This is a genomic window from Gammaproteobacteria bacterium (assembly GCA_013001575.1).
Taxonomy (GTDB): domain Bacteria; phylum Pseudomonadota; class Gammaproteobacteria; order Steroidobacterales; family JABDMI01; genus JABDMI01.
This window is the reverse complement of the sequence record JABDMI010000058.1, coordinates 1-23,863: the sequence shown is the minus strand read 5'-3', so window position 1 is coordinate 23,863 and position 23,863 is coordinate 1. Positions and strand designations below refer to the sequence as shown.

Sequence of the window (23,863 nt, the reverse complement as noted above, 5' to 3'; positions counted from 1 at the left end):
TTATTCGCCGTAATTCGGTGGATTGACAGTTTCCGGTTCACAAATTGGCAGAAAATTGATCCATTCATTTTCTGCATTTCCACCATCCATGGTGGTCACAGAGCAATTTGTAGCCTCATCATGAGTGATGAGGGCCGAAGGCCAGATTCATGGATGTATCTGCTATCAGTCAATTCGTCTGGAGCGAATTGAAAAATCACAAAGTGATAGCCCGAAGGGCAAAATACAGGAAGTATTTTGTATATCCCACTAAGATAAGCTAAAAGCCACTAGATCCCGGATAACAACTTTGTTGTTTCCGGGAATTCGTACAGTGAGGTCTTTTTTATTTATTCGCTGTAATTCGGTGAATTGACAATCTCCGGTTCACCATGTGTAGGAACAAATGGTTTTATGCGTGTCTGATTGAAAATACCTTATCCAGATTCAGGTTTTTCCTCCCGGAAATAGCGCGGCGGTAAACAACACCGGACCGGTTGGAACAGCCTGCGGCGAACCACCCAGGGGCTCAAGACTAACCGCCAAAGTGCCTGTTGTTTTAAGTGCTTCCAGTTCGGCTTCACCTAACTGCAGACTGATCTCATCAGATTTTGGCAACAATCCCAAAGACACTGGCACACCAGCATCGGTTAAAGCCCAGAGCTGGTAATCTTTATCTGTTACTTCATCCGGTCCGGTTTGAACCTGAATATCAATGCGCTCCGATTTGGAATAAATACGCGTAATCCAGATCGGTTTGCCTTCTGCGGAATTGATCACAGCAATATCGGCTGCCTCGGGCACGGCTTGTGTAACGGTTTCAACCACACGTTCGGTAACCACCTCGGGTGGGCGTTGGCTGGTTTGCCACCAGCCTATTGAGGAAATGACCGCGAGTGCGGCGGCCGCGCTGGTCATAAACCAGGATCTTCGATCTCTGGCTTTAGTATCCAATGTCACCGGCTTTGTTGAAGCGTTTGAGGCGCCGTTATTGTTTGCCCGGATCTTACGCATGATTCGCGGAAGTACCAGCTCGGACGGTTGAACGGGTTCCAATGACCATGCAAGCGGGGACAATAATTCTTCCCAGCGATCAACGGCCTTGCGCAGTACATCATTGCTTTGCAGTAATTTGGTAAAACGAGTACGCGCGGGGCCGCGTAGAAGGCCGGTCACATAGCGCATGCCGAGAAAATCTGCGAGTTCTTGACGTGAATAATTCATAGCTCTACACACTCGCGTAATGTAACCAGTCCGCGGCGTATCCAGCTTTTGACCGAGCCCAGTGGTTTACTGATCTTTTTCGCGATCTCGCTAGCACTGTATCCACCCAGATAGGCAAATTGAATACAGGTTGATGCGTTCTCGGATAATTGACTAAAGCAATTTTCCAAACGCTCAATGGTCGCACCGGACAAAGGATTACTTTCTGGTCCGGAGCCAAGCACTACATTTATTTCGGTTTGGTCTTCTTGCAAAACCTCGCGATAACGACCGAGTTTGCGTAATTGGTCCAGTGCTCGGTAGCGCGCAATCGAGATCATCCAGGTGCTGACCTTGGCCCGTTGGGGCTCGTAGGTGTCTGCAGCATCCCAGACCGCGATCATGGAATCTTGTAAGGCGTCTTCGGCAACCTGGCGGTCTTTCAACATACGCACCAGTACCGCCAGCATTTTCGGGGCGATCTCATTATATAAGTCCCTGAATGCCTGCTCATTTTTTTGAGCACATTTATTAATTAAATCAACTAGATAAGTCTCATCCACGCGTATATAGCTCCCAAGAAGTATTTATGGTTTTTTGGCTGTCATTACGCTTTTTACGTATTGAATTTCAAACCGGATGCAAAAAAATCAACTTTTTTGCATCCGATCTTGGATTTCATACGCATAAGGGGTGTATCTGACTATTTTGAAGGTCAGATTACCTTAAATCCAACAGGAGAGAAAGTATGACATTCGCAAAAAATAAACTATTACTGACTGTAATGGCGGTTATTTTCAGCGTAACCGCCAATGCATCCAGCCACCGCGAAGCACCATTCATTACCCAGGCCCCAAAAGTTGATGGCACAGACTTTTATATGTTCAATAGCTATGAGGCGGGTCGTGGTGATTTTGTGACCTTGCTGGCCAACTATATTCCTTTACAGGACGCCTATGGCGGTCCCAACTATTTCACTATGGACGATGACGCAATTTACGAGATCCATATTGATAATAATGCGGACGCTGTCGAAGACATTACGTTTCAATTCAAATTCGATACGGTTGTCAAAGGCATTAGTCTGAATGTTGACGGCGTAGATGTTGCCATCCCCTTGGCCCAGGCCGGTGGAGTCGGTCCTGACTCTGCCGACACAGGAAATCTTAACGTTACCGAGTTTTACAGTGTGAATGTAATCCGTGGTGATCGTCGTACCGGCACATCCGATGCGGTGAGCATGATGAACGGAGGCGCGACCACTTTTACCAAACCAGTTGACAATATTGGTAAAAAAACCTTGCCGCAATACATGGAATATGCCAATTCGCATATCTATGACGTGGCGATACCCGGTTGCGGAATGGGCAAAGTATTTGTCGGACAACGTAAAGAGGGTTTTGTTGTGAATCTGGGCGAGACCTTCGATCTGATCAATACCAATCCTTTGGGACCTGCTAACGGCGAGTTAAACACCCTTGCAGACAAGAATGTGACCACACTCGCACTTGAAGTCGAAAAAAGCTGTTTAACCAGTGCGGATAACACAATCATTGGTGCCTGGACCACAGCGAGTAAACGTCAAGCGCGTATCCTGAATCCATCGCCGAACAAAATGAAAAAAGGCGGCGCGATCCATGGCGGTGCTTACACCCAAGTGTCCAGATTAGGTTCACCGCTGGTGAATGAAGTGGTCATTGGTCTTCCAGATAAAGACCGTTTTAATCATTCCGAGCCCAAAGATGATGGCCAGTTTGCGACGTATGTAACCAATCCGACCTTGCCGGAATTGATCGAGATCTTGTATCCGGCAGCCGTTGCGCCAAATTCTTTTCCACGTAACGATCTGGTAGCTGGATTCCTGACCGGTGTGAGCGGACTCAACCAGCCAAGTGGCGTAGTTGCATCTGAAATGTTGCGCCTGAATACCGCCATTGATGCGGTTGCCGCAGCCGATCAAGAGCCGCTAGCCGTTCTGGCAGGTGACATTGCCGGATTCCCGAATGGGCGCCGTCCAGGTGATGATGTGGTTGATATTGCCTTACGGGTTGTGATGGGTGTTCTGCTTCCTGAGACTGACGCACCGGCCGGACAATTGCCCTTTACCGATGGTGCTTATGTCGACGCAAATCAATTCGATGCAGCGTTCCCGTATCTGAAAACGCCATTACCCGGTTCGCCGAACTAAGCGATATTTCAGATCACTCAAACAGGAGTACATAAATGAAGATCAATAAATACATGACAATGTTACTGGCGCTGTTGTTTCTAACAGCGTGCAGTAACTCGTCAGATAACGACGAGGTCGTTAATGTAGGGCCATTAGCCAGTTTTACCTTCGAGTGTGATGGCTTGGACTGCGACTTTGACGGGTCATCCAGTTCGGATTCGGATGGCAATATTACCCGTTACCAGTGGTCCTTCGGAGACGAAGGAGTAATGGCAAGCACAACTTTTGCAGCTGGAGGTACGTATGCTGTGATTTTGACGGTAACTGACGACGACGGCGCGAGTAGAAGTGTAACCCGTAATGTCACTGTGAACGACAAGCCTGTAGCAGCGTTCAGTTTTACCTGTGTTGATCTCACTTGCGATTTTGACGCCAGTGAGAGCAGCGACAGTGACGGGACGATCGACAGCTATGCCTGGTCATTTGGTGCCAAAGGTGAAATGATCAGCAACACATTTGCTGCGGCTGGAACCTACGAAGTTACCTTAACGGTAACGGATAACGGCGGGGCGAGTAATGCGGTCACTCAGGACGTTGAAGTGAGCAACCGCAATTTTACCAAGTTCACAAAGACGCAATTTTCACGTGATGCAAACAGTGAACCAAGCGAGATCAATGATATCCCGTTTGAAGATCCGGATGCAGACAATGAAGCGGCCTATGACGACCTTCTGGTCACAAACTAAGTCAATTTTGTGAATCAAGCTACCCACAGCGTAAAGCCCCGTCAGCAGAATAATCTTCTGACGGGTGCTTTATTTCCAATAATCATCACGAGCCTGGTCATCGGATTGGCGCTTGTGCACAAACAGCCCGGTGAGCCAACGATCATGTCGCTAAATGCCTACAATTCCGACGCGGTATTATTAGAACTGGATCAGGATTATCGTGGTCCGGACTCTGTTGAATCTGAGAGTTTACTTGTCCTGCGAAATCAATTGCGTGAAAACCCCGAGTCTGTAGACCTCACCCGTACCTATGTAGAAGCAGCATTATCCACATACCGAAAAACTGGCGACCCGCGTTATTACGGTTACGCCAAAGGGGCTCTGGCCAAATGGTGGCACACAGTAGCACCACCCAGAGAGTTGTGGTTGTTGCGAGTGCGTATTCTGCAAAGTAATCATGAATTCAGGCAGGCTGCAGACGATCTTCAGCACTATCTTAAAATGCATACAAAAGATGTTGAGGCCTACATTTTTCTAGCCGATATCTGGCGTCGTTTAGGCTTACTTAGCCAAGCTAGAAACACCTGTCTGAAAATTGCAATCCTGGGAAGACCAACACTTGCACAAATTTGTGCCTTGGAAATTCGATTATCAGGCGGCTTTTATCAGAGTGTATTGAGTTCCGCTGAACAACTGCTCAACAATGCTTCTGCTCTGGCGCCCACTGAACAACAATGGCTGTATGCGGTATACGCAGAAGCTGCTGTTGCTGCAAAAAATTACCAGTTGGCGCGTGAACTGTATGAACGTAGCATGGAAGTCGGTGCCACAGACCTTGTTACTCGTCTGCACTATGCCGATGTGTTACGCGAGTTGGGACAACACAGTGAGGTGATCGAGTTATTGTCTAATGAGTCAATGGAAATACCGGTGTTATTACGCTTGAGTATCGCAACACAAAAAAGCAAGCATGCGGGTGACGAGTATCAAAAAGCGCTGGAGAAACAACTGAACAGCCCCTTACTTGCGCCACAGGATTTCTTGCGTGAGAAAGCCATGTATCAACTCTACCTGCAACAAAACCCCGTCATGGCACTGGAATTGGCGAAACAGAACTGGGCATTGCAAAAAGCCTGGGAAGATGCAGAGCTGCTACTCCTATGTGCCAGATCCGTGAATGATGCTGAATACAGTGCAATCGAACAAGAAATTGATACCTGGCGCAAACAGTCAAACAGCCCCTCGATTCTCTGATGAAGATCTTACGCACACATCTGTCCAGAATTTTTTGCTTATGGCTGGCCATTCTGTTCTTGCCAGCAACAGTTTTTGCCCACAGCAATAGTCACACGGTTTTGCATTTGGAGATAAAGGATGACCAGGTCGCCAGTCTGAGTCTGGAAATAGATTTGCTGGACCTTGCCCAAATTTTACCTCTGGATCACAACCGTGACGCCAAATTACAACTGCAAGAATTGAACCAAAGTCGGGAAGTGATACAAGCTTACATACTTCAAAAGTTGCAATTCAATTCAGGCGAGGATGCCTGTGCAATGCGCTTTGCTGAAAAAATTGCAGGTATCAAATACCGAGAGAATATTCCGTTAGTGGTTTTGAATGCCATTATAAATTGTACATCTGTGCATCCGGTATCGGGTATGCATTTTTCATTATTCGATGAAATAGAGCAAAGCCATCGAGGTGTACTAAATGTTTCCGGTTCCGGAAATACAGGCCAGCTCATCATTGGGCAGGGTAGTCATGATCTTAAACTGCAAAAGACCGCAGCCAGTCAACAATTTATTAGCTTTGGACACGAAGGTTTCCTGCATATTCTGGAAGGCTATGATCACCTGGCTTTTTTGCTAGTGCTGTTATTGCCATTGCTTAGACTGGGTGAGATTAGAACACAATGGTGGAAGGTGCTCGGTATTGTTACCGCATTTACCGTTGCGCATTCGATCACATTAAGTCTGGTTGCACTGGGCAAGATCAGTTTACCCTCAGGCCCGGTTGAAATTGTTATTGCCGCAAGTGTGCTGTTGGCCGCAATGCTGAATATTGTTAAGCCAAGGATGAACGTCGGGTGGAAGATCGCTTACGCCTTTGGCCTGATTCACGGGTTTGGTTTTGCCGGTGCACTGGCAGAGATCAGTGCAAATGAAACCCCGGGTCTAATGAGCCTGTTTGGCTTTAATCTGGGTGTGGAACTGGGCCAATTAGCGGTGGTTTTGGTGATGTTTCCATTAATGATGTTGATCTCTGCAAAACAAAAACTGGTGCGTTATTTTGTTCCGGTGTCTTCATTACTGGTCGGCATTTTGGCCTCGTCATGGATATTGGAACGCGTCATGAATAATATTTAAGCGAGACGCAATGAGACTAGCTATGTACTGGTGCCCCGAGCAGGATTCGAACCTGCGACCTTTCGCTTAGGAGGCAAACGCTCTATCCAGCTGAGCTACCGGGGCTTAATTATTTTCGGTTTTAATTGTTAAGCATTAGTGAGAACTTGCCAAGCCAGAGCCCCTGGGTACCCGAATGTTTTCCACCAGGTGTTGAATGTCTTCAGGTGGAGGTGTGGTGAACTTGGAAATCACATAAGCGCTGGAAAAATTCAACAAAGCGCCAACCGCACCAAATGCCTCTGGTGAAATTCCCAATAACCAGTTATCGGAAGTGTTTTCAGCGACTGCCCAATCGGCCACAAAGAAAAATCCCTTAAACCAGAAAATATACAACAAGGTTGAGAACAGACCAACCAGCATTCCCGCGATTGCGCCTTGTTTGTTCATGCGTTTGTTGAATATCCCCATCATCAAGGCAGGAAAGATAGAGGAAGCCGCAAGCCCGAAGGCGAGGGCAACAACCTGTGCGGCAAAGCCGGGCGGATTAATGCCCAACCAGCCTGCTACCAAGACGGCGCCGGCCATGGCGATACGTCCGGCCATAAGTTCGCGTCGTTCACTGATCTTGGGCATAAACACGCCCTTTAACAGATCGTGCGAAATGGCTGAAGCGATGGCAAGCAATAATCCCGCGGCAGTGGACAAGGCCGCGGCGATACCACCGGCAGCTACCAGGGCTATTACCCAGTTGGGTAATTTAGCGATCTCGGGATTTGCCAACACCATGATGTCGCGGTCCACTTTGATCATTTCATTACCTTTCCATCCCGCCTGTGCGGCGAAAGCGGCAAAATCGGGATTCTGGTCATTGTAATACTGGATACGGCCGTCAGAATTTTTGTCTTCAAACTCGAGTAGTCCGGTTTTTTCCCAGTTCTTGAACCACGTGGGTCGCTCGGCATATTCCAGTGCCTGACCGGATTCCGGGTTAATGGTTTGCATCAATTTCAAGCGCGCCATGGAACCGACCGCGGGTGCAGTGGTGTACAGAACGGCAATAAACAACAGCGCATAAAACGCCGACTTGCGCGCATCGGCCACTTTGGGCACGGTGAAAAATCGGATGATCACATGCGGGAGTCCGGCCGTTCCGATCATCAAGGACAAAGTCAGGAAAAACATATTCAGCGTTGAACCCTTTTGTACGGTGTATTCGGCAAAGCCCAGGTCTTTCAAAACGCTATCGAGTTTATCCAGCATATAAGTGCCACTACCATCGGCGAGAGTGGAGCCCAGTCCGAATTGTGGGACCGGATTTCCGGTAATGCTTAATGAGATGAATATTGCCGGCACGGTGTAGGCAAAGATCAAAACACAATACTGGGCGATCTGGGTGTATGTGATGCCTTTCATGCCGCCAAGTACGGCGTAGAAAAACACAATGCCCATTCCGGCATATAAACCGGTGTTGTAATCGACTTCCAGGAAGCGCGAGAACGCCACACCAATGCCCTTCATTTGCCCGATGACATAGGTGATGGAAGCCACGATCAGGCAAATGACCGCCACAATGCGGGCGGTTTTGGAATAAAAGCGGTCACCGATAAATTCCGGCACGGTGAATTTGCCAAACTTTCGTAAGTAAGGCGCCAGGCATAAAGCCAGTAACACAAAGCCGCCGGTCCAGCCCATCAAATACACCGAGGCGTCGTAACCCTGAAAGGCGATCAGGCCGGCCATGGAAATAAAGGAGGCGGCCGACATCCAGTCGGCCGCAGTTGCCATGCCATTGGCAACCGGGTGTACGCCACTGCCGGCCACATAGAAATCCGAGGTCGAACGTGCGCGTGCCCAGATCGCGATACCGATGTATAAGGCAAATGTGGCAAACACCACAATGGTGGTCAGGGTCTTTAATTCCATGCTTAATCTTCGACCTTACTCATACGCGGTAACTTGTAATCTTCGTGCACATCAAACTCTTTATCCAGTTTGCTCATGCTGCGTGTGTAATAGTAGATCAAGATCAGAAAAACATAGATCGAGCCTTGTTGGGCAAACCAGAAACCCAGTTTGTAACCGCCGATCGAAAACCGGTTGAGTTGATCAACAAATAAAATGCCGCATCCGAATGACACAGCAAACCAGATCACAAGACATCTGAGGATCAGGCGTATGTTCTTTTTCCAGTAAAGTTGTTGATTGTTTTTCATGTTGGTTTTTTATTTTTTATAGTGCAGATTTTACTGGATCCCGGATAATCACTTTGTGATTTCCGGGATGACGTTATTAAATTGTCGATTATATTTTAATAACGTCACTTATTGAGGCGTCCATCGATTAATGCCTGGATCACTTCACTGTTGGCCAAGGTTGAGATATCACCCAAATGTTCCTGATCATTGGCGGCTATTTTTCGTAATATCCGACGCATGATCTTTCCAGACCGGGTTTTTGGTAAGCCACCGGCAAATTGGATGTAGTCGGGTGTCGCGATGGGTCCAATTTCTTTGCGCACCCATTGTTTGAGTTCTTGGTGCAGTTCGGGTGTGTCGTCCACGCCACGGTTAGAGCACACATACGCGTAAATTCCCTGACCCTTGATCTCATGCGGGCAACCCACCACGGCGGCTTCGGCAACCGAAGGGTGCGCAACCAGGGCACTTTCAATCTCGGCGGTTCCCAGGCGATGTCCGGACACATTCAGAACATCGTCCACGCGACCGGTGATCCAGTAGTAACCATCCGCGTCACGACGGGCACCATCACCACTAAAGTACTTACCCGGAAAATCTGAAAAGTAGGTTTTCACAAAACGCTCGTGATCGCCATACACGGTACGCATTTGACCGGGCCAGCTGTCGGTGATCACTAAATTTCCTTCGGCTTCACCGTCCAGTATGTTGCCTTGGTCATCAACTAGCGCTGGCTGTATGCCAAAGAACGGACGCGTGGCTGAACCCGGTTTGAGTTTGGTAGCGCCTGGCAATGGCGTGAGTGCTATTCCGCCAGTTTCGGTTTGCCACCAGGTATCCACGATCGGACAGCGACTGTCGCCGACCACTTTGTAGTACCAGTCCCAGGCTTCCGGATTGATGGGCTCACCAACCGTTCCCAAGAGTCTTAATGAAGAGCGTGAGGTGGCTTGCACTAATGCATCGCCTTCACGCATCAAGGCGCGAATGGCAGTGGGTGCGGTGTAGAACATGTTGACCTGGTGTTTATCGCAAATTTGCCAAAAGCGTGAGTAATCGGGATAACTCGGTACGCCTTCAAACATTAAAGTGGTCGCTGCATTCGCGAGGGGGCCATACACAATGTAACTGTGCCCGGTGATCCAGCCAACGTCTGCGGTGCACCAGTAAACATCGCCGGGTTTGTAGTCGAACACGTATTCGTGGGTCATTGAGGCATATACCAGGTAACCGCCGGTGGTGTGCAACACCCCTTTGGGTTTGCCGGTTGAACCCGAGGTGTACAGAATAAATAAAGGATCTTCGGCCTGCATGATCTCGGGTTCACATTCTGCAGCCGCTTGTGCGTGTAATGGTGCATACCAGTGATCGAGTGCGTCATTCCAGTCCACACTTGTACCCGTGTTCTTGATCACTAGAACTTTTTCCAGATAATCCATCACTCCCGGTTTTTTCGCAGCCGCATCCACATTCGCTTTGAGTGGGATCTGTTTGCCACCACGATTGGACGCATCGGCGGTGATCACAATATTACTTTTGCAGTCAATAATGCGACCCGCCAATGCTTCGGGTGAGAATCCGCCAAAAACTACCGAATGAATAGCACCAATTCGGCTACAGGCGAGCATCGCGTAAGCCGCTTCCAGGATCATCGGCATATACAAAGTGACGCGATCGCCTTTTTTGATGCCGAGATCTTTTAACACATTGGAGAATTTGCACACTTCATCGTGCAGTTTCTGAAAAGAAACCGATTTGGAGTTGGCAGGGTCGTCACCTTCCCAGATGATGGCGGTCTGTGTGGCGCGTTCAGGCAGATGGCGATCGATGCAGTTATACGAAACATTCAATTGTCCGTCTTCATACCAGCGAATATGCAGATCGTCTTTCTTAAACGATGTATCTTTGATCTTGGAGTAGGGCTTGTACCAGTCCAGACGCTTGCCGTGTTTGTCCCAAAAAGCCTCATTGTCTTCAACAGACTCTTTGTACATGGCCAAATACTCTGAATTATTCAGCTTGCTGTGTTTGGCATAAGCGGCAGGAACAGGGTACTTGTCAGACATGGGATTTCCTTGTGCGGGTAATTATTTACTCGAGAACTTTGGTTAAACTTGATAATACATTATTTTTAATCTGTTCTTGTCCATCCTCGTTCGGATGAATGCCATCTTGTTGCATCCATTCTTCTTTCAGGGCAACACCGTCAAGGATGAACGGGATCAGTGGGACATTTTGCTCTTTGGCCAGTTGTGGGTAAATTGCGGCAAAGGTTTCGGTGTACCGTTGACCATAATTGGGCGGGATCTGAATTCCGGCTAAAACCACTTTGGCGCCAGTGGCTTTAACCGTTGCAATGATCTTGCTTAAATTGTCACGAATGTTCTTAACCGGATATCCGCGCAAGCCATCGTTGCCACCGAGTTCCACGATCACGACCTCGGGCTTGTGTTGTTCAAGTGCTTGCGGCAAGCGTGCTAAACCACCACCTGTGGTATCGCCGGAGATTCCGGCATTGATGAGTCGGTAGCGGTTTTCAGCTGACGAGTTCAATTCCTGTTCAAGCAAATGCAGCCAGGATTTTTCCAGTACAATGCCATAGCCCGCAGTCAGACTGTCACCCAGGACCAGAATTCGCTTACGCTCATCCAGGATCGTTGTGGTCTTGGAGTCAATATCTACCGAAGCCAAAGTGTCGTCTGCAAGAGCAGGCGCTTGCACGGTTTGCATGTCGGCAGTTTGCCGGTTTTGTTCGGATCGTTCTTGCAACTGCACGCTGGCGTCTTGCCAGATGATGTATGAGAACAGGGCAATGATTAGTACCGCAATGATTGATAGAATAGTTTTAAACATATTAATAATTAATCGAAACGCCTTCGGTTATTAACAGAGCAATCCATGACAGCCCAAGCCATGACAGACCAAGCCATTGTAACCAAAAATCTGAGTAAAGTAGTTTCAACCAGTGACAATGAATTAAAAATTCTGGATAACATTAATTTCAGCCTCGCATCCGGGGAAAGTCTGGCCATTGTTGGACCCTCGGGTGCCGGTAAATCCACACTCCTGGGCTTATTGGCCGGACTGGATGTGCCCAGTTCCGGAAGTATTCACCTGGCCGGACAAGAGATCACGGCCCTGGACGAAGAACAACGGGCAGCCATGCGTTCCGAACTGGTTGGTTTTGTGTTTCAAACCTTTCAGTTATTACCCAGTCTTACCGCTTTGGAGAATGTAGCTTTGCCTCTGGAATTACGCGGGGATAAAACGGCCGAACAACAATCCGCCGGGTATCTGGCGCGCGTGGGTTTGTCCGACCGGCTCAAGCATTATCCTCGAACTTTATCGGGTGGCGAACAACAAAGGGTGGCAATTGCGCGCGCCTTTGCCTGTAACCCGAAAATATTGTTTGCCGACGAGCCGACCGGAAACCTGGATGCCAAAACCGGTGAAAAGGTCAGTGACCTGCTGTTTGCCATCAATCAAGAAGAGGCGGCCACTCTGGTTCTGGTAACGCATGAACAACGCCTGGCTGATCGCTGTCAGAACATATTACGCATCGAAGCCGGACAACTCGTGCCACAAGACTCTTAAGCATGCTGATCTGGAAACTCTTAATTCGCGATTGGAAGGGTGGTCAACTTGGATTGATCGCCACGGCTTTGGTATTGGCGGTGGCTGTTGTGACTTCGATCACCCTGGTCGCCGATCGAGTGGAAAAAGCCCTGAATCGTGAAACCAGCAGTTTTCTGGCCGCTGATATGGTGGTCCGCAGTTCCAAAGATTTTTCGGCTAATTATTTAACAAAGGCCAAGGCCATGGGCCTGCAGTCGGCACGTGTGATCGAGTTTGCCTCGATGTTGTTTCGTGGTGACGATTCCAATCTGGCCTCGGTTAAAGCCGTGGAGGCGACCTATCCATTACGCGGCAAACTGACCGTGAGTGATGTGGCTTTCACCGCGAATCCAGATGACTGGACCAAAACCACCGAGGTGCCGCCACCCGGTGAGGTCTGGATAGGAGAGCGCTTGATCCCCTTATTGGATATTCAGCTTGGTGACATGCTGGAAGTTGGTGAGGCAAAACTCAAGGCGACCAAGATTGTGGTTGCTGAACCCGACGGAGCCACCGGTTTTTCGGCTTTCGGGGCGCGTGTACTAATGAACTATGCCGACATTCCCGAAAGCAAGGTTATTCAACCGGGTAGCAGAGTTCGCTACAAATTGCTGGTGGCCGGTGATGAAAAAGACGTCCAGGCATTTGGAGAGTGGGTCAAACAACAAAAGTCGCCGCATGAAAGTCTGGTCTCACCACAAAACGCGCAAGAGAATCTGCAAAGTACACTGGAAAAGGGTCGTCAGTTCTTATTGCTCGCAGGCAGTGTCGGGGTGATGTTATCTGCCATCGCACTGGCACTGGCCAGTCATCGCTACGCCACGCGCCACATTAATCAAGTCGCCTTATTCAAAAGTTGGGGTTTGCAAGCTGTACAGATCCGTCGAATCTATTTTTTGCAATGCGCCTTGTTGGCGTTTCTCGCAACTTTGATCGGATTATGCATAGGCTGGTTAATTCATCTGGGATTATTGGGCTCTATTAAAGACCTTTTACCACAGGGAATCCCGCCCGCCGACGCCAAACCCATGATAGCGGCCTTTGTGACCGGAATAGCCTGTTTACTGGGCTTTGCCTTGCCCGCCATTTGGCATTTACCTGGCATCCCGCCGTTGCGGGTTCTGCGTCGTGACATTCAGGTTTCCATGAGTAGTCAGGGTTCGCGTTTGTTGATCGGGATTGGCGTAATTTTTGCCTTGGTGATCTGGTATAGCGGTTCCATGTCAATGGCGGTGTATTTTCTGAGTGGCTTGTTCGCGGTGTGTTTGGTGACGGGAGTTTTCGGATATTTTTTACTCGCAATTGGTAAAAGGGTTTCACACTGGGCGGGCAGTCGTTGGCGACTAGCCTTGGCCAATCTGTGGCGGCGACGCACACAAACCTTGCTGCAGATGGTCGCTTTTGGCGCCACGACCTTGTTGTTACTGATCATGATCACGGTACGAACTTCCCTGATCGATGACTGGAAACTCAAAATGCCGCCAGATGCGCCCAATCATTTTGTGGTGAATGTCGCTCCTCATGAAGTACAAGCGGTGAATAACATTTTGCAACAGCAGGATTTCACTACGCAAGCCTGGTATGCATTGGTACGGGCACGAATCACCGAGATTAACGACACAGTTCTAAGTGAAGCACAACAGCGTCGCTCGGAATCCGTACGGCGAGAAGTTAATTTAAGTACCGCGGATACTTTACCATTGGATAACCAGATCGTAAAAGGGCAGTGGTGGGATGGATTAGCGGGTACGCCGGTCGAACAAGGCGTGTCGGTTGAAAAAGAAGTCGCCACGGATCTGGGGCTTGAGATCGGTGATTCGTTGACCTTTAGTGTTGGCGGGCAACAACTCATAACGACGGTGAGCAGTATACGAACCCTGAAATGGGAGAACATGCAGCCGAATTTCTATTTTCTGTTTCCGACCGGTGTGTTGGACAAGTACCCGAATATGTCCATAACCAGTGTGTTCATTCCACGCGAGAAAAAGATCGTGGTGAACGATGTCTTAAAGCAATACCCGACTATCGCTGTCATTGATCTGGACGAGATCATAAACACTATTCGCAAGATCATCGATCGGGTGACTTTGGGTCTGGAGCTGATGTTGTTATTGGTACTTGCTTGTGGCGGCTTGGTGATGTTTGCCGCGATTAACTCTTCTTTCGATGAGCGCTTGCAAGAAAGCGCGGTGCTAAGAACCCTGGGCAGCAGTCGCAAGACTATTCTCGGGGTATTGGGAATCGAATTCGTTCTATTGGGTTTGTTATCAGGCTTGATCGCCGCGGTTGGCGCTGAAGCCGTTATTTATTTACTACAGACCTATATGTTCCAGATCGAACACGAGTTTCACCCGGAGATCTGGTTGCTGGGACCCGTGGGTGGTGCCTTGATCATTGGAGTTTTGGGCTTATGGCGCAGTAAATCCATCGTAACGGTGCCGCCCTTGCAGTCATTACGGGCAGTAGGGTGAGCAAAAATCAATTTTCTAACGCGTACTTTTACAAGTGCCCCAGTTCAAATAATACTGTAGGTAAGGTTTCAAAATTTGCAATTAATTCTATTAACAATATCTATATAACAATATCGGATCAATTTCAGAAATTTCAGAAATTTCAGAAATTTCAGAAATTTAATGGACCTTTAAATCATGATCAAAACCTCGCAAGCATTTATAAATGATTTTTTTAAACTGGAATCATCGGCAGGCATATTATTAATGTGTTCGGCCGTTTTGGCCATAGTTTTTGCCAATTCTCCATTACATATCTATTACGATATGCTTATTTCTACTCCTGTCGAGATCCGTATTGGACGGCTGGAAATTGCTAAGCCTTTGTTGTTATGGATTAATGATGGATTAATGGCTTTATTCTTTTTTCTTGTAGGACTTGAATTAAAACGTGAGTTACTGGAAGGTGAGCTTGCCGATAAACGCAATATTATTCTTCCTGGCATCGGAGCAATAGGTGGAATGTTAGCACCGGCTCTAATCTATATGTATTTTAATTATAAGGATCCGATTGCCATGCAGGGGTGGGCAATTCCGGCAGCAACCGATATTGCATTTGCTTTGGGTATCCTTGCACTGCTGGGTTCCAGAGTGCCAACTTCCGTAAAAATATTTTTAACATCTATAGCGATATTTGATGATCTGGGTGCGATCCTGATTATTGCATTCTTTTACACCAGCAAGATCTCAATTACTGCTCTTGTTATTGTTGCACTTTGTCTTCCGATTTTGACCATACTGAACAAGCGTAATGTTTGTAACAAAAGTCCCTACCTCCTGATCGGGCTTGTGATGTGGGTTGCCATGCTGAAATCAGGCGTACACGCAACACTTGCAGGAGTGTTACTTGCAATGTTTATTCCCATCAAGTCGAAATCCAGACCGGAGTATTCTCCACTAAAAAGTCTTGAGCATGACCTGCATACGATTGTGGCATTTGTCATATTACCTGTATTCGCTTTTGCCAATGCAGGAATAAATTTGCAGGGTGTAGGTTTAGAGCAGGTCACGCACAGTGTACCCGCAGGAATTGCGCTCGGATTATTTGCCGGCAAGCAGATTGGTATATTTGGATTGTGTTGGCTGGCGATTAAACTAAAACTGACCAGTTTACCAAAAGCCATGTCCCTGAAGAGTTTGTATGGAACAGCAGCTTTATGTGGCGTCGGGTTCACTATGAGTCTGTTTATTGGTTCGCTTGCATTTGAGGAGACCGGTGTCAATTTATTGTTTGATGAGCGTCTTGGAATCATTATTGGATCTATTGCTTCAGGGATTATTGGCTATCTGGTCTTGCGAAGTGCATATGCGACTAAGCTGGAAAAAACATCATGACTGCTGCGGTTTAGGAATGAATTCTGATGAGTTGTTTTCTCACCTATAAACATATCGTTACTGTTATTACGGGCGGCGAGGCGACATGAGCCGACACATGATAACCATTGCGGTTCTGATTATTGCAATACTTTTGTACGCCTTCGGATTTGCGATGCAAGCCACAATACTGATCGTGCTGGGGTGTGTGGCCGAATTAATCTTTTGGATAAGAGTGATTCGTGCAATGTGGAACACTAAATCAAAATCGAACTCCGACAACAACTAGATACGATCAATACATCATGCGCTAAGTCAGGGATCTAAAGAACAGATCACAGAATCCGTTTAAACACTGTTAATTGCTCATTATTTTAATTAAAGGCCTGGAATGCCGGGCTTCAGTACCATTAGTACAAAAGCAATTGCAGGACTAAATAAAGCAATTAATCCGTAAATTTCCCATTTTTTATACAGGGAAGTGAAGTGATTCCAGCTTTTTTCATCGGAGTTTTGAGTTTCGCAATATTGTGAAATTTGTTTTTGTAATGGGGCGATCCAGATCGAGAACACAATCCCCGATACGGCAAATAACATCAGTGCCCAGAATATCCAGCCAGTACTGAGAATTGGAAATTTCGCCGCAAGCGCCAATGCCACGCCACTGATCAAAATGCCGAAGACGCCGGGTAAGGTGAACCATCGATCACTTTTGCTGATGCCCGAGAAGGTGGAGGCAATTATTTTAAAGTCACGCGATTTTTTTGCGTGCGCGGCCCAAAAGAGTCCGGTTGTGATATTGCCAATAAATATGATTACACTGGCAATGTGAATGGTTTTCCAACTCAAGTAATCCATAGTTTACGTCCCGCGAATTTTATTTTGCTTATGATTTTATTCTACCGCTGTAAAATGCCCATGGATGCATAACCACTGGCCATTTTCTTTCACAAAGATCCGGGTTGATTTACCGCGTGAGGTAAAACGCTCACCATTGATGGTGCCACTGTCCGTCCAGTAGTAGGTCATCCAGGCAGTATTGCCACGAATATGAAATTCTGGTTGATGCATGAAGGTTCTAACATTTTTCGCACGCATCAAGTAGTCCGCATAACTCGCTCGTTCCTTATCTTTACCGCTTTGCAAATAAGTATCCGATTCACCGAACACCGTGTAGTCGTCATGAACATATTTCAAATACTCTTCAACATCGCCTTTTTCTACTGCAGCCCACATGGCGATGACGTTTGATTTGATAAGGTCTGCATTTGTGGCAGGTTTAGCACTGAGGTTGACGGTGAATGCCATTAGAACAAACAGGAAAGTGATTATTTTGTACATTCTGAGTCCTTGTGATTATCAATGAATGATTGGAATATTAGCTTAATCAGTTTATCGGACTTTAGCGCGGAATACTTAATTGTTTTAAATCAATGAGTTAGAGCATGAATAGCCAAATTCTGACAAGCCGTTATAATCGTTTGTTCAAATTAGATTACCAAGCATCATGAATCCGGATATTGAGCAAGTCTTTTCCGGCTAAAGGGTAATTTTTTATACATGAATCCAAGAGACAATTATGAAAAAACTATTATTAATAACTCTGTCGAGTTTGTTGTTGATCTCAGCCTGCGGTAAAGCCGACCCAACCGCAGACACAGCTGATAAAGAAGTTATGCAAAAAGAAATCAAAGATACGGTCAAAGATGTGACCCGGATTGTGAATAAAGAAGCCGATGCGGCGGGTATGAATCTGGCTGCCGATTCAGATAATCTGCTGCTCGCCGAATGGCAAGGGCCTTATCAGGGCGTTCCGGCTTTTGACAAGGTGAAAGTAGAAGATCTGAAACCGGCGTTGGAAATTGCCATGGCCAAAAGTCTGAAAGACATTGATGCAATCGCCAATAACCCGGAGCCACCCACTTTCGCCAATACCATGGAGGCCCTGGAGCGTTCCGGTCCTGAACTTGATCGGGTGTTCACGTATTACGGTATCTGGAGTTCGAACAAATCAAGTCCGGAGTTTCGTGAAATTCAGCGTGAAATGGCGCCGAAGCTTTCCGAGTATTCTTCCAAGATCCGTCAAAACAAGAAACTTTTGAATCGCTTAAAAGCCGTTTACGATTCTCGCCATGACAGTGGTCTGCGCGATGATCAAAAACGTGTGATTGAATTATCTTACGAAGGTTTTGTTCACGGTGGCGCGACGCTTGAAGGCGAGAAAAAAGATCGCTTTGCCGAAATACAAAAAGAACTCTCCGAGTTGCACACAAAATTCGGTAACAACGTTTTACATGATGAAGAAAGCTATGTGTTGTATCTTACCAAGGATCAACTGGGCGGGCTTTCCGAATCCTTTGTTAATTCTGCGGCCGCAATCGCCAAAGAAAATGGCAAAGAGGGGATGTACGCCATTACCAATACCCGTTCTTCCATGTCGCCATTTCTGACGTATTCCACCGAACGCGACTTGCGTAAAAAAGTTTGGGAAACCTATTATAACCGTGGCAATAACAACGACGAATACGACAACAAAAAAGTTATCGCTGATATTCTTAAACTGCGTCACGAGCGGGTCGGTCTTATGGGTTATAAAAATTACGCGACCTGGCGCCTGGAAAACCGCATGGCCAAAAATCCGGAGAACGCCCTCGAGCTCATGGAAGCGGTATGGCCGGCGGCTATTGGTCGGGTGGCCGAAGAAGTGGTCGACATGCAAGCCATTGCCGATAAAGAGGGTGCCAATATTACTATTGAGCCCTGGGATTATCGTTTTTACGCTGAAAAAGTTCGTGCCGATAAATACGATCTGAATTCGGATGAAGTAAAGCAGTTCCTGCAGCAAGACAAACTGGTGCAAGCCATGTTCTATGTGGCCGGTGAATTGTTTGATTTCAAATTCGACCTCATCGACGACGGCTCAGTGCCGGTGTTCCATGAAGACGTGACCGTGTATGAGGTCACAAAAAAATCAAATGGTAACCATGTTGGACTTTGGTACTTTGATCCCTTTGCCCGCAAAGGCAAACGTTCCGGCGCCTGGGCAACCACCTATCGCAGTCGCTCGACATTCGATGGTGAGAAAAATGTTCTGGCATCGAATAATTCCAATTTCGTCAAAGCCGCACCCGGTGAAGCGGTATTGATCTCCTGGGATGATGCCAACACCTTGTTCCATGAATTTGGTCATGCCTTGCATTTCCTGGCCGCTGATGTGGCGTATCCGACTTTGCAGGGCGGAGTGCGAGACTACACCGAATTCCAGTCGCAGTTATTAGAGCGTTGGTTAAGCACTGATGCCGTGATCGATAATTATCTGGTGCACCATGAAACCGGTAAACCGATTCCGGACGAGTTGGTTAAAAAGATCAAAGCCGCGGCTACCTTTAACCAGGGTTTTGCTACCACCGAATATTTGGCCTCAGCCTTAATGGATATGCGTTATCACACCAGTGATCCCGAAGGGCTTGATGTGGCAAAATTTGAAAAAGAAAATCTACTTGATCTGAACATGCCCAAAGAGTTGCCCATGCGTCATCGTTCCACGCACTTCGGTCACATTTTTTCGGGCGAAGGTTATTCTTCCGGTTACTACGGTTACATGTGGGCAGACGTATTAACCTCGGATGCATCCGAAGCGTTCAAGGAAGCTCCGGGTGGTTTTTACGATAAGAAAGTTGCTACAAAACTGGTGAATTATTTGTTTGCTCCACGTAACTCTATCGACCCGGCTGAAGCCTATCGTTTATTCCGTGGTCGCGATGCAAAAATAGAAGCCTTAATGCGAGACAGAGGGTTTCCGATTCCTGAAAAGGATTAATAAACTCACTGAATGGATTCGACAAAACGCCTCGAGAGATCGGGGCGTTTTTTTTATGCTCGACTGAATAATCCAGCTGCTTCCAAAATGTACAATATATAGCACATATCAAAAAGATTCCAAAATGCGTAAAACTAGGCTAAACTGTTGAAAATTAAAGAGAAGCATGCGCCAAGCCCATCGCCAAACCTACGTAAGTCACTGAAAATTATATAAAAATCCTTTAGTCATTTTTTCACGACCCAATCTAACCGATCTTTGGATACGCAACCATGACCGAATCCATCTCTAGTAAGCAAATTCTGGCTCCGTTTTTTGGTTCCAACGCGACCTATGTTGAAGCCATCTACGAAGCTTATCTTGACGACCCAAATAGCATTGCGAATAACTGGAAAGAGTACTTCGATGACGTACTGGGCGTAAAAAGTAACGGGGAAATTCCTCATGCTCCGATCATTGAAGAGTTTGCCTACCGTTTACAAAACAAAAAAGCCCTGGCGCCGGCAACGGGCGGTTCGGACGACCTGGGAATTTACAAACTTATTGATGCGTATCGTCAACACGGTCATCGTGCGGCCAAGCTAGATCCACTCGGATTGATTAAACCGGAAAACTTGAGTCAACTGGATCCAGCCACCTATGGCTTAAGCAACATGGACGCGAAATTTGGTGACGAGATCTTTGGTGAAACCGGTTTGTCATTAAAAATCATAATACAGCGCATGCACGATCTGTATGCCGACACCGTTGGTGCCGAATTCAATCATGTGAGTATCGATGAAGAGCGCGAATGGCTATATCAACGTTACGAGTCGGTCAACACCGTCTTAAGCAAACAAGAAAAAATTCACACACTGGAACAACTGACCGCAGCTGAAGGCATTGAAAGTTATTTGCACACCAAGTACGTGGGCCAAAAACGATTTTCTCTGGACGGCGGTGATGCCTTGATCCCCTTAATGGACCAACTCATTCAACAGTCGGGTTTATCCAAGATAGAAGAAGTTGTGATCGGCATGGCACATCGCGGTCGTTTGAACATTCTGGTGAATGTACTGGGCAAACCGCCGCAAGATCTGTTTGACGAGTTTGAAGGCAAACTCGACGACACCGAGATTAAAGGTTCCGGTGATGTGAAATACCACATGGGTTTTTCCACCGACATCCAGACCCAGGGCGGCCCGGTGCATGTGGCCCTGGCATTTAACCCGTCGCATCTGGAAATTGTGAACCCGGTCGTTGAGGGCTCGGTGCGCTCACGCCAGGATCGTCGTCATGATGCTAAAGGTGAAACTGTGTTGCCGGTCTTGATTCATGGTGACTCGGCTTTTTCCGGTCAGGGCGTGGTCATGGAAACCCTACAAATGTCACAGATCCGCAGCTTTTATACCGGCGGCACGGTGCACATAATTTGCAATAACCAGGTTGGTTTTACCACCAACAAACGCGAAGACGTACGTTCAACCCGTTATTGCTCGGATGTGGCCAAAATGATCGAGGCGCCAATTTTGCACGTGAATGGCGATGACGCCGAGGCGGTCATCAAAACCGTACGCACGGCGCTGGACTATCGCAATAAATTCAATAAAGATGTGGTCATCGATCTGGTTTGTTATCGTCGTCACGGACATAACGAAGCGGATGAACCGGCTGCCACACAACCGCAAATGTATCAAGTGATTCGCAAGCACCCTAAAACTCGAGAGATCTATGCCGCACAACTTGAGCAAGAGGGCGTTGTAGATAATGCAGCCGCCAAGCAACTGGTCAGTGCCTATCGTGAAGGCCTGGACAATGGCATTGTGGTTTCGCAAAAAACTTTAGGTTTTGTCGGCAATGAACATACCGTTGACTGGTCGCCGTACAGCAATGAACACAAGTGGAGTTATAAGGTTGATACCACTTTAAGTGAAGAAAAGGTTGCTGAATATTCCAAAGTCTTAACCACGATTCCTGAAGGCTTTAAAGTACACAACCGCGTGAAAAAGATCATTCAGGCACGTGAGCAAATGGCCAATGACGAGATCCCGATGGACTGGGGTTTTGCTGAAAATATGGCTTACGCCGGTATTCTGGATGACGATTATCCAATACGTTTAACCGGGCAGGACAGTGGCCGTGGCACATTCTTCCATCGTCATGCAGTGTGGCATAACCAAACAGAAGATGCCGAACATATTCCTTTACAACACATACGTGAAGGCCAGCCTACCTTCCGGGTAACCGATTCATTTTTATCCGAAGAAGCGGTATTAGGATTTGAGTACGGGTATTCCACCGCAGAACCCAAAACCCTGGTCATCTGGGAAGCGCAGTTCGGCGACTTTGTAAATGGCGCACAAGTGGTGATCGATCAATTCATCAGTTCCGGTGAGTCAAAATGGGGACGTTACAGTGGCCTTGTCATGTTCCTGCCGCACGGTTATGAAGGCCAGGGCCCTGAACATTCTTCAGCGCGTCTGGAACGCTTTTTGCAATTGTGTGCCGAGCACAATATGCAAGTTTGTGCACCGACTACTCCGGCACAAATGTTCCATATGCTGCGTCGTCAGATCATGCGTCCCATTCGTCGCCCGCTGATCGTGATGACACCCAAAAGTCTGTTACGGCACAAGTTGTCAGTCTCTACCCTGTGGCAACTGACGGATGGCGGATTCCAGACCATTATCAAAGAAATGGATGATCTTGACGATAATAAAGTAGAACAGGTGGTGTTCTGTAGCGGCAAGGTTTATTACGACTTGCTGGAAGAACGTCGCAAACGCGGGATAGACAACGTTGCCCTGGTCAGACTTGAGCAGTTGTATCCTTTCCCGATCAAGTTGTACGAACAACAAGTTACGCGCTACAAAAATGCCAAACAAATTGTGTGGTGTCAGGAAGAGCCGCAAAACCAGGGCGCCTGGTATTCCATTCGTCATCGCTTAATGGCACCGGTTGCCAAGCATCAGGAATTGCGCTTTGCCGGACGCAAACACGCATCGGCACCGGCAACCGGATACGGCCGAATTCACAAACTCGAGCAGGAAGCATTAATTAATGACGCATTGAATATCAATGCCGTACATTCCGACAGCGAACACGATGATACGCATGAAGTGCATCACGAATAAGTAAACCGTATTCAGTCAGCCAAATTTAACTTAGCGAATTATATAAACATCAAATTTATTGCAATCAGGAATTTATTATGAGTATTGAAGTAAAAGTACCTCAACTCCCCGAATCCGTTACCGATGCCACCGTGGTGACCTGGAACAAACAACCGGGTGACAGCGTCAGTCGTGACGAGAACCTGGTAGACCTGGAAACCGACAAAGTGGTCTTGGAAGTCCCGGCCCCGGTCGACGGCGTGCTCATGGAGATCCTGATTGGTGATGACACCACAGTAACCAGTGGTGAGATATTGGCGATCATCGACGATACGGCAAGTGCCGCTCCATCGGCGCCAGCAGCGAGTGACGAGGCCCAGGCGCCAGCCGCCAGTGCTGCCAGCAATGCTGAGAGTGATGTGAAAACCAGCCCGGCCGTACGCCGTATGCTGGAAGAACATAATTTGAGTGCGGATGATATTCCGGCGTCGGCAAAAGACGGACGCATCACCAAAACCGATGTCCAGGCTTATCTGGATAAAGGCACGAGTAAATCTCCCACACCAGCGGCTGCATCCAAAGCGGTCGTACCGGTCGCCAGTCTGGGTGGGCGTGAAGAACGTCGTGTGCCAATGACACGTTTGCGTAAAAAGATTGCCGAACGCATGGTGCAGTCCAAATCCGAAGCGGCCATTCTCACTTCATTCAATGAAGTTGATCTGACCGAGGTCATGGCACTACGCGCCAAGTACAAAGAGAAATTTGTTAAAGATCACGGCGTTAAACTTGGTTTTATGTCGTTTTTTGTCAAAGCCGCGGCCGAAGCCTTGAAAAAATTCCCGGTCGTTAATGCCTCGATCGAAGGCACAGACATAATTTATCACGACTA

19 protein-coding genes and 1 tRNA gene are annotated in these 23,863 nt (G+C 47.5%); 11 read left to right on the top strand and 9 right to left on the bottom strand.

Annotated elements, in window-relative coordinates:
• Window positions 1–426: 426 nt before the first annotated feature.
• Both HKN88_05375 and HKN88_05370 read right to left on the bottom strand, forming a co-directional pair.
• Window positions 427–1,203: a hypothetical protein gene (locus tag HKN88_05375; GenBank protein ID NNC97484.1), complete on the bottom strand. Its 777-nt coding sequence runs from the start codon at window positions 1,201–1,203 to the stop codon at window positions 427–429.
• Complete coding sequence (locus HKN88_05370; protein ID NNC97483.1) at window positions 1,200–1,652, bottom strand: sigma-70 family RNA polymerase sigma factor; 453 nt, start codon at window positions 1,650–1,652, stop codon at window positions 1,200–1,202. Before HKN88_05370 ends, HKN88_05375 begins: the two co-directional genes overlap by 4 nt.
• Before the next feature lie 278 nt (window positions 1,653–1,930).
• Between HKN88_05370 and HKN88_05365 the strand changes: the two genes are divergently transcribed.
• The 4 genes from HKN88_05365 to HKN88_05350 are packed head-to-tail and all read left to right on the top strand — an operon-like array spanning window position 1,931 to window position 6,446.
• Window positions 1,931–3,370: a DUF4331 domain-containing protein gene (locus HKN88_05365; GenBank protein ID NNC97482.1), complete on the top strand. Its 1,440-nt coding sequence runs from the start codon at window positions 1,931–1,933 to the stop codon at window positions 3,368–3,370.
• A 35-nt stretch (window positions 3,371–3,405) separates the two neighbouring features.
• Window positions 3,406–4,098: a PKD domain-containing protein gene (locus HKN88_05360; GenBank protein NNC97481.1), complete on the top strand. Its 693-nt coding sequence runs from the start codon at window positions 3,406–3,408 to the stop codon at window positions 4,096–4,098.
• A 9-nt stretch (window positions 4,099–4,107) separates the two neighbouring features.
• On the top strand, window positions 4,108–5,334 hold the full coding sequence (locus HKN88_05355; protein NNC97480.1) for a hypothetical protein: 1,227 nt from the start codon (window positions 4,108–4,110) through the stop codon (window positions 5,332–5,334).
• Window positions 5,334–6,446, top strand: a complete 1,113-nt coding sequence (locus HKN88_05350; GenBank protein NNC97479.1) for a HupE/UreJ family protein — start codon at window positions 5,334–5,336, stop codon at window positions 6,444–6,446. The genes HKN88_05355 and HKN88_05350 overlap by 1 nt, the downstream gene beginning before the upstream one ends.
• A gap of 28 nt (window positions 6,447–6,474) precedes the next feature.
• Here the strand turns inward: HKN88_05350 and HKN88_05345 are convergent.
• The 5 genes from HKN88_05345 to HKN88_05325 all read right to left on the bottom strand — a co-directional run bounded on the left by HKN88_05345 (window position 6,475) and on the right by HKN88_05325 (window position 11,353).
• A tRNA-Arg gene (locus HKN88_05345) sits at window positions 6,475–6,551 on the bottom strand.
• Between the two features lie 30 nt (window positions 6,552–6,581).
• Entirely contained in the window at window positions 6,582–8,351 is a 1,770-nt protein-coding gene (locus HKN88_05340) for a cation acetate symporter (GenBank protein NNC97478.1), read from the bottom strand.
• A 2-nt stretch (window positions 8,352–8,353) separates the two neighbouring features.
• The gene (locus HKN88_05335; GenBank protein NNC97477.1) at window positions 8,354–8,641 is read right to left on the bottom strand and encodes a DUF4212 domain-containing protein; all 288 of its coding nucleotides are present in this window, start codon (window positions 8,639–8,641) and stop codon (window positions 8,354–8,356) included.
• A gap of 104 nt (window positions 8,642–8,745) precedes the next feature.
• A complete protein-coding gene (gene acs, locus HKN88_05330) occupies window positions 8,746–10,689 on the bottom strand; it encodes an acetate--CoA ligase (GenBank protein NNC97476.1) in 1,944 nt (647 codons plus the stop codon).
• Window positions 10,690–10,714: 25 nt separating this feature from the next.
• A complete protein-coding gene (locus tag HKN88_05325; GenBank protein NNC97475.1) occupies window positions 10,715–11,353 on the bottom strand; it encodes an arylesterase in 639 nt (212 codons plus the stop codon).
• Window positions 11,354–11,536: 183 nt separating this feature from the next.
• Here HKN88_05325 and HKN88_05320 point away from each other — a divergent pair, with 183 nt between their 5' ends.
• From HKN88_05320 to HKN88_05305, 4 genes are all read left to right on the top strand, one after another.
• Window positions 11,537–12,217, top strand: coding sequence for an ABC transporter ATP-binding protein (locus HKN88_05320; GenBank protein ID NNC97474.1), 681 nt, complete (start codon window positions 11,537–11,539; stop codon window positions 12,215–12,217).
• Window positions 12,218–12,219: 2 nt separating this feature from the next.
• Window positions 12,220–14,709, top strand: a complete 2,490-nt coding sequence (locus tag HKN88_05315; protein ID NNC97473.1) for an ABC transporter permease — start codon at window positions 12,220–12,222, stop codon at window positions 14,707–14,709.
• Window positions 14,710–14,886: 177 nt separating this feature from the next.
• The gene (gene nhaA / locus HKN88_05310; GenBank protein NNC97472.1) at window positions 14,887–16,083 is read left to right on the top strand and encodes a Na+/H+ antiporter NhaA; all 1,197 of its coding nucleotides are present in this window, start codon (window positions 14,887–14,889) and stop codon (window positions 16,081–16,083) included.
• An 85-nt stretch (window positions 16,084–16,168) separates the two neighbouring features.
• A complete protein-coding gene (locus HKN88_05305; GenBank protein ID NNC97471.1) occupies window positions 16,169–16,351 on the top strand; it encodes a hypothetical protein in 183 nt (60 codons plus the stop codon).
• An 89-nt stretch (window positions 16,352–16,440) separates the two neighbouring features.
• On the opposite strand, the gene HKN88_05300 is transcribed toward HKN88_05305, so the two are convergent.
• Entirely contained in the window at window positions 16,441–16,920 is a 480-nt protein-coding gene (locus HKN88_05300) for a DUF2269 family protein (protein NNC97470.1), read from the bottom strand.
• Between the two features lie 36 nt (window positions 16,921–16,956).
• Complete coding sequence (locus HKN88_05295; GenBank protein ID NNC97469.1) at window positions 16,957–17,403, bottom strand: nuclear transport factor 2 family protein; 447 nt, start codon at window positions 17,401–17,403, stop codon at window positions 16,957–16,959.
• A gap of 238 nt (window positions 17,404–17,641) precedes the next feature.
• Here HKN88_05295 and HKN88_05290 point away from each other — a divergent pair, with 238 nt between their 5' ends.
• From HKN88_05290 to HKN88_05280, 3 genes are all read left to right on the top strand, one after another.
• A complete protein-coding gene (locus tag HKN88_05290) occupies window positions 17,642–19,882 on the top strand; it encodes a M3 family metallopeptidase (GenBank protein ID NNC97468.1) in 2,241 nt (746 codons plus the stop codon).
• 272 nt (window positions 19,883–20,154) lie between these two features.
• Entirely contained in the window at window positions 20,155–22,995 is a 2,841-nt protein-coding gene (locus HKN88_05285) for a 2-oxoglutarate dehydrogenase E1 component (GenBank protein NNC97467.1), read from the top strand.
• A gap of 77 nt (window positions 22,996–23,072) precedes the next feature.
• Window positions 23,073–23,863: dihydrolipoamide succinyltransferase (locus HKN88_05280; GenBank protein ID NNC97466.1), on the top strand; the 791-nt coding region annotated here is incomplete at its 3' end.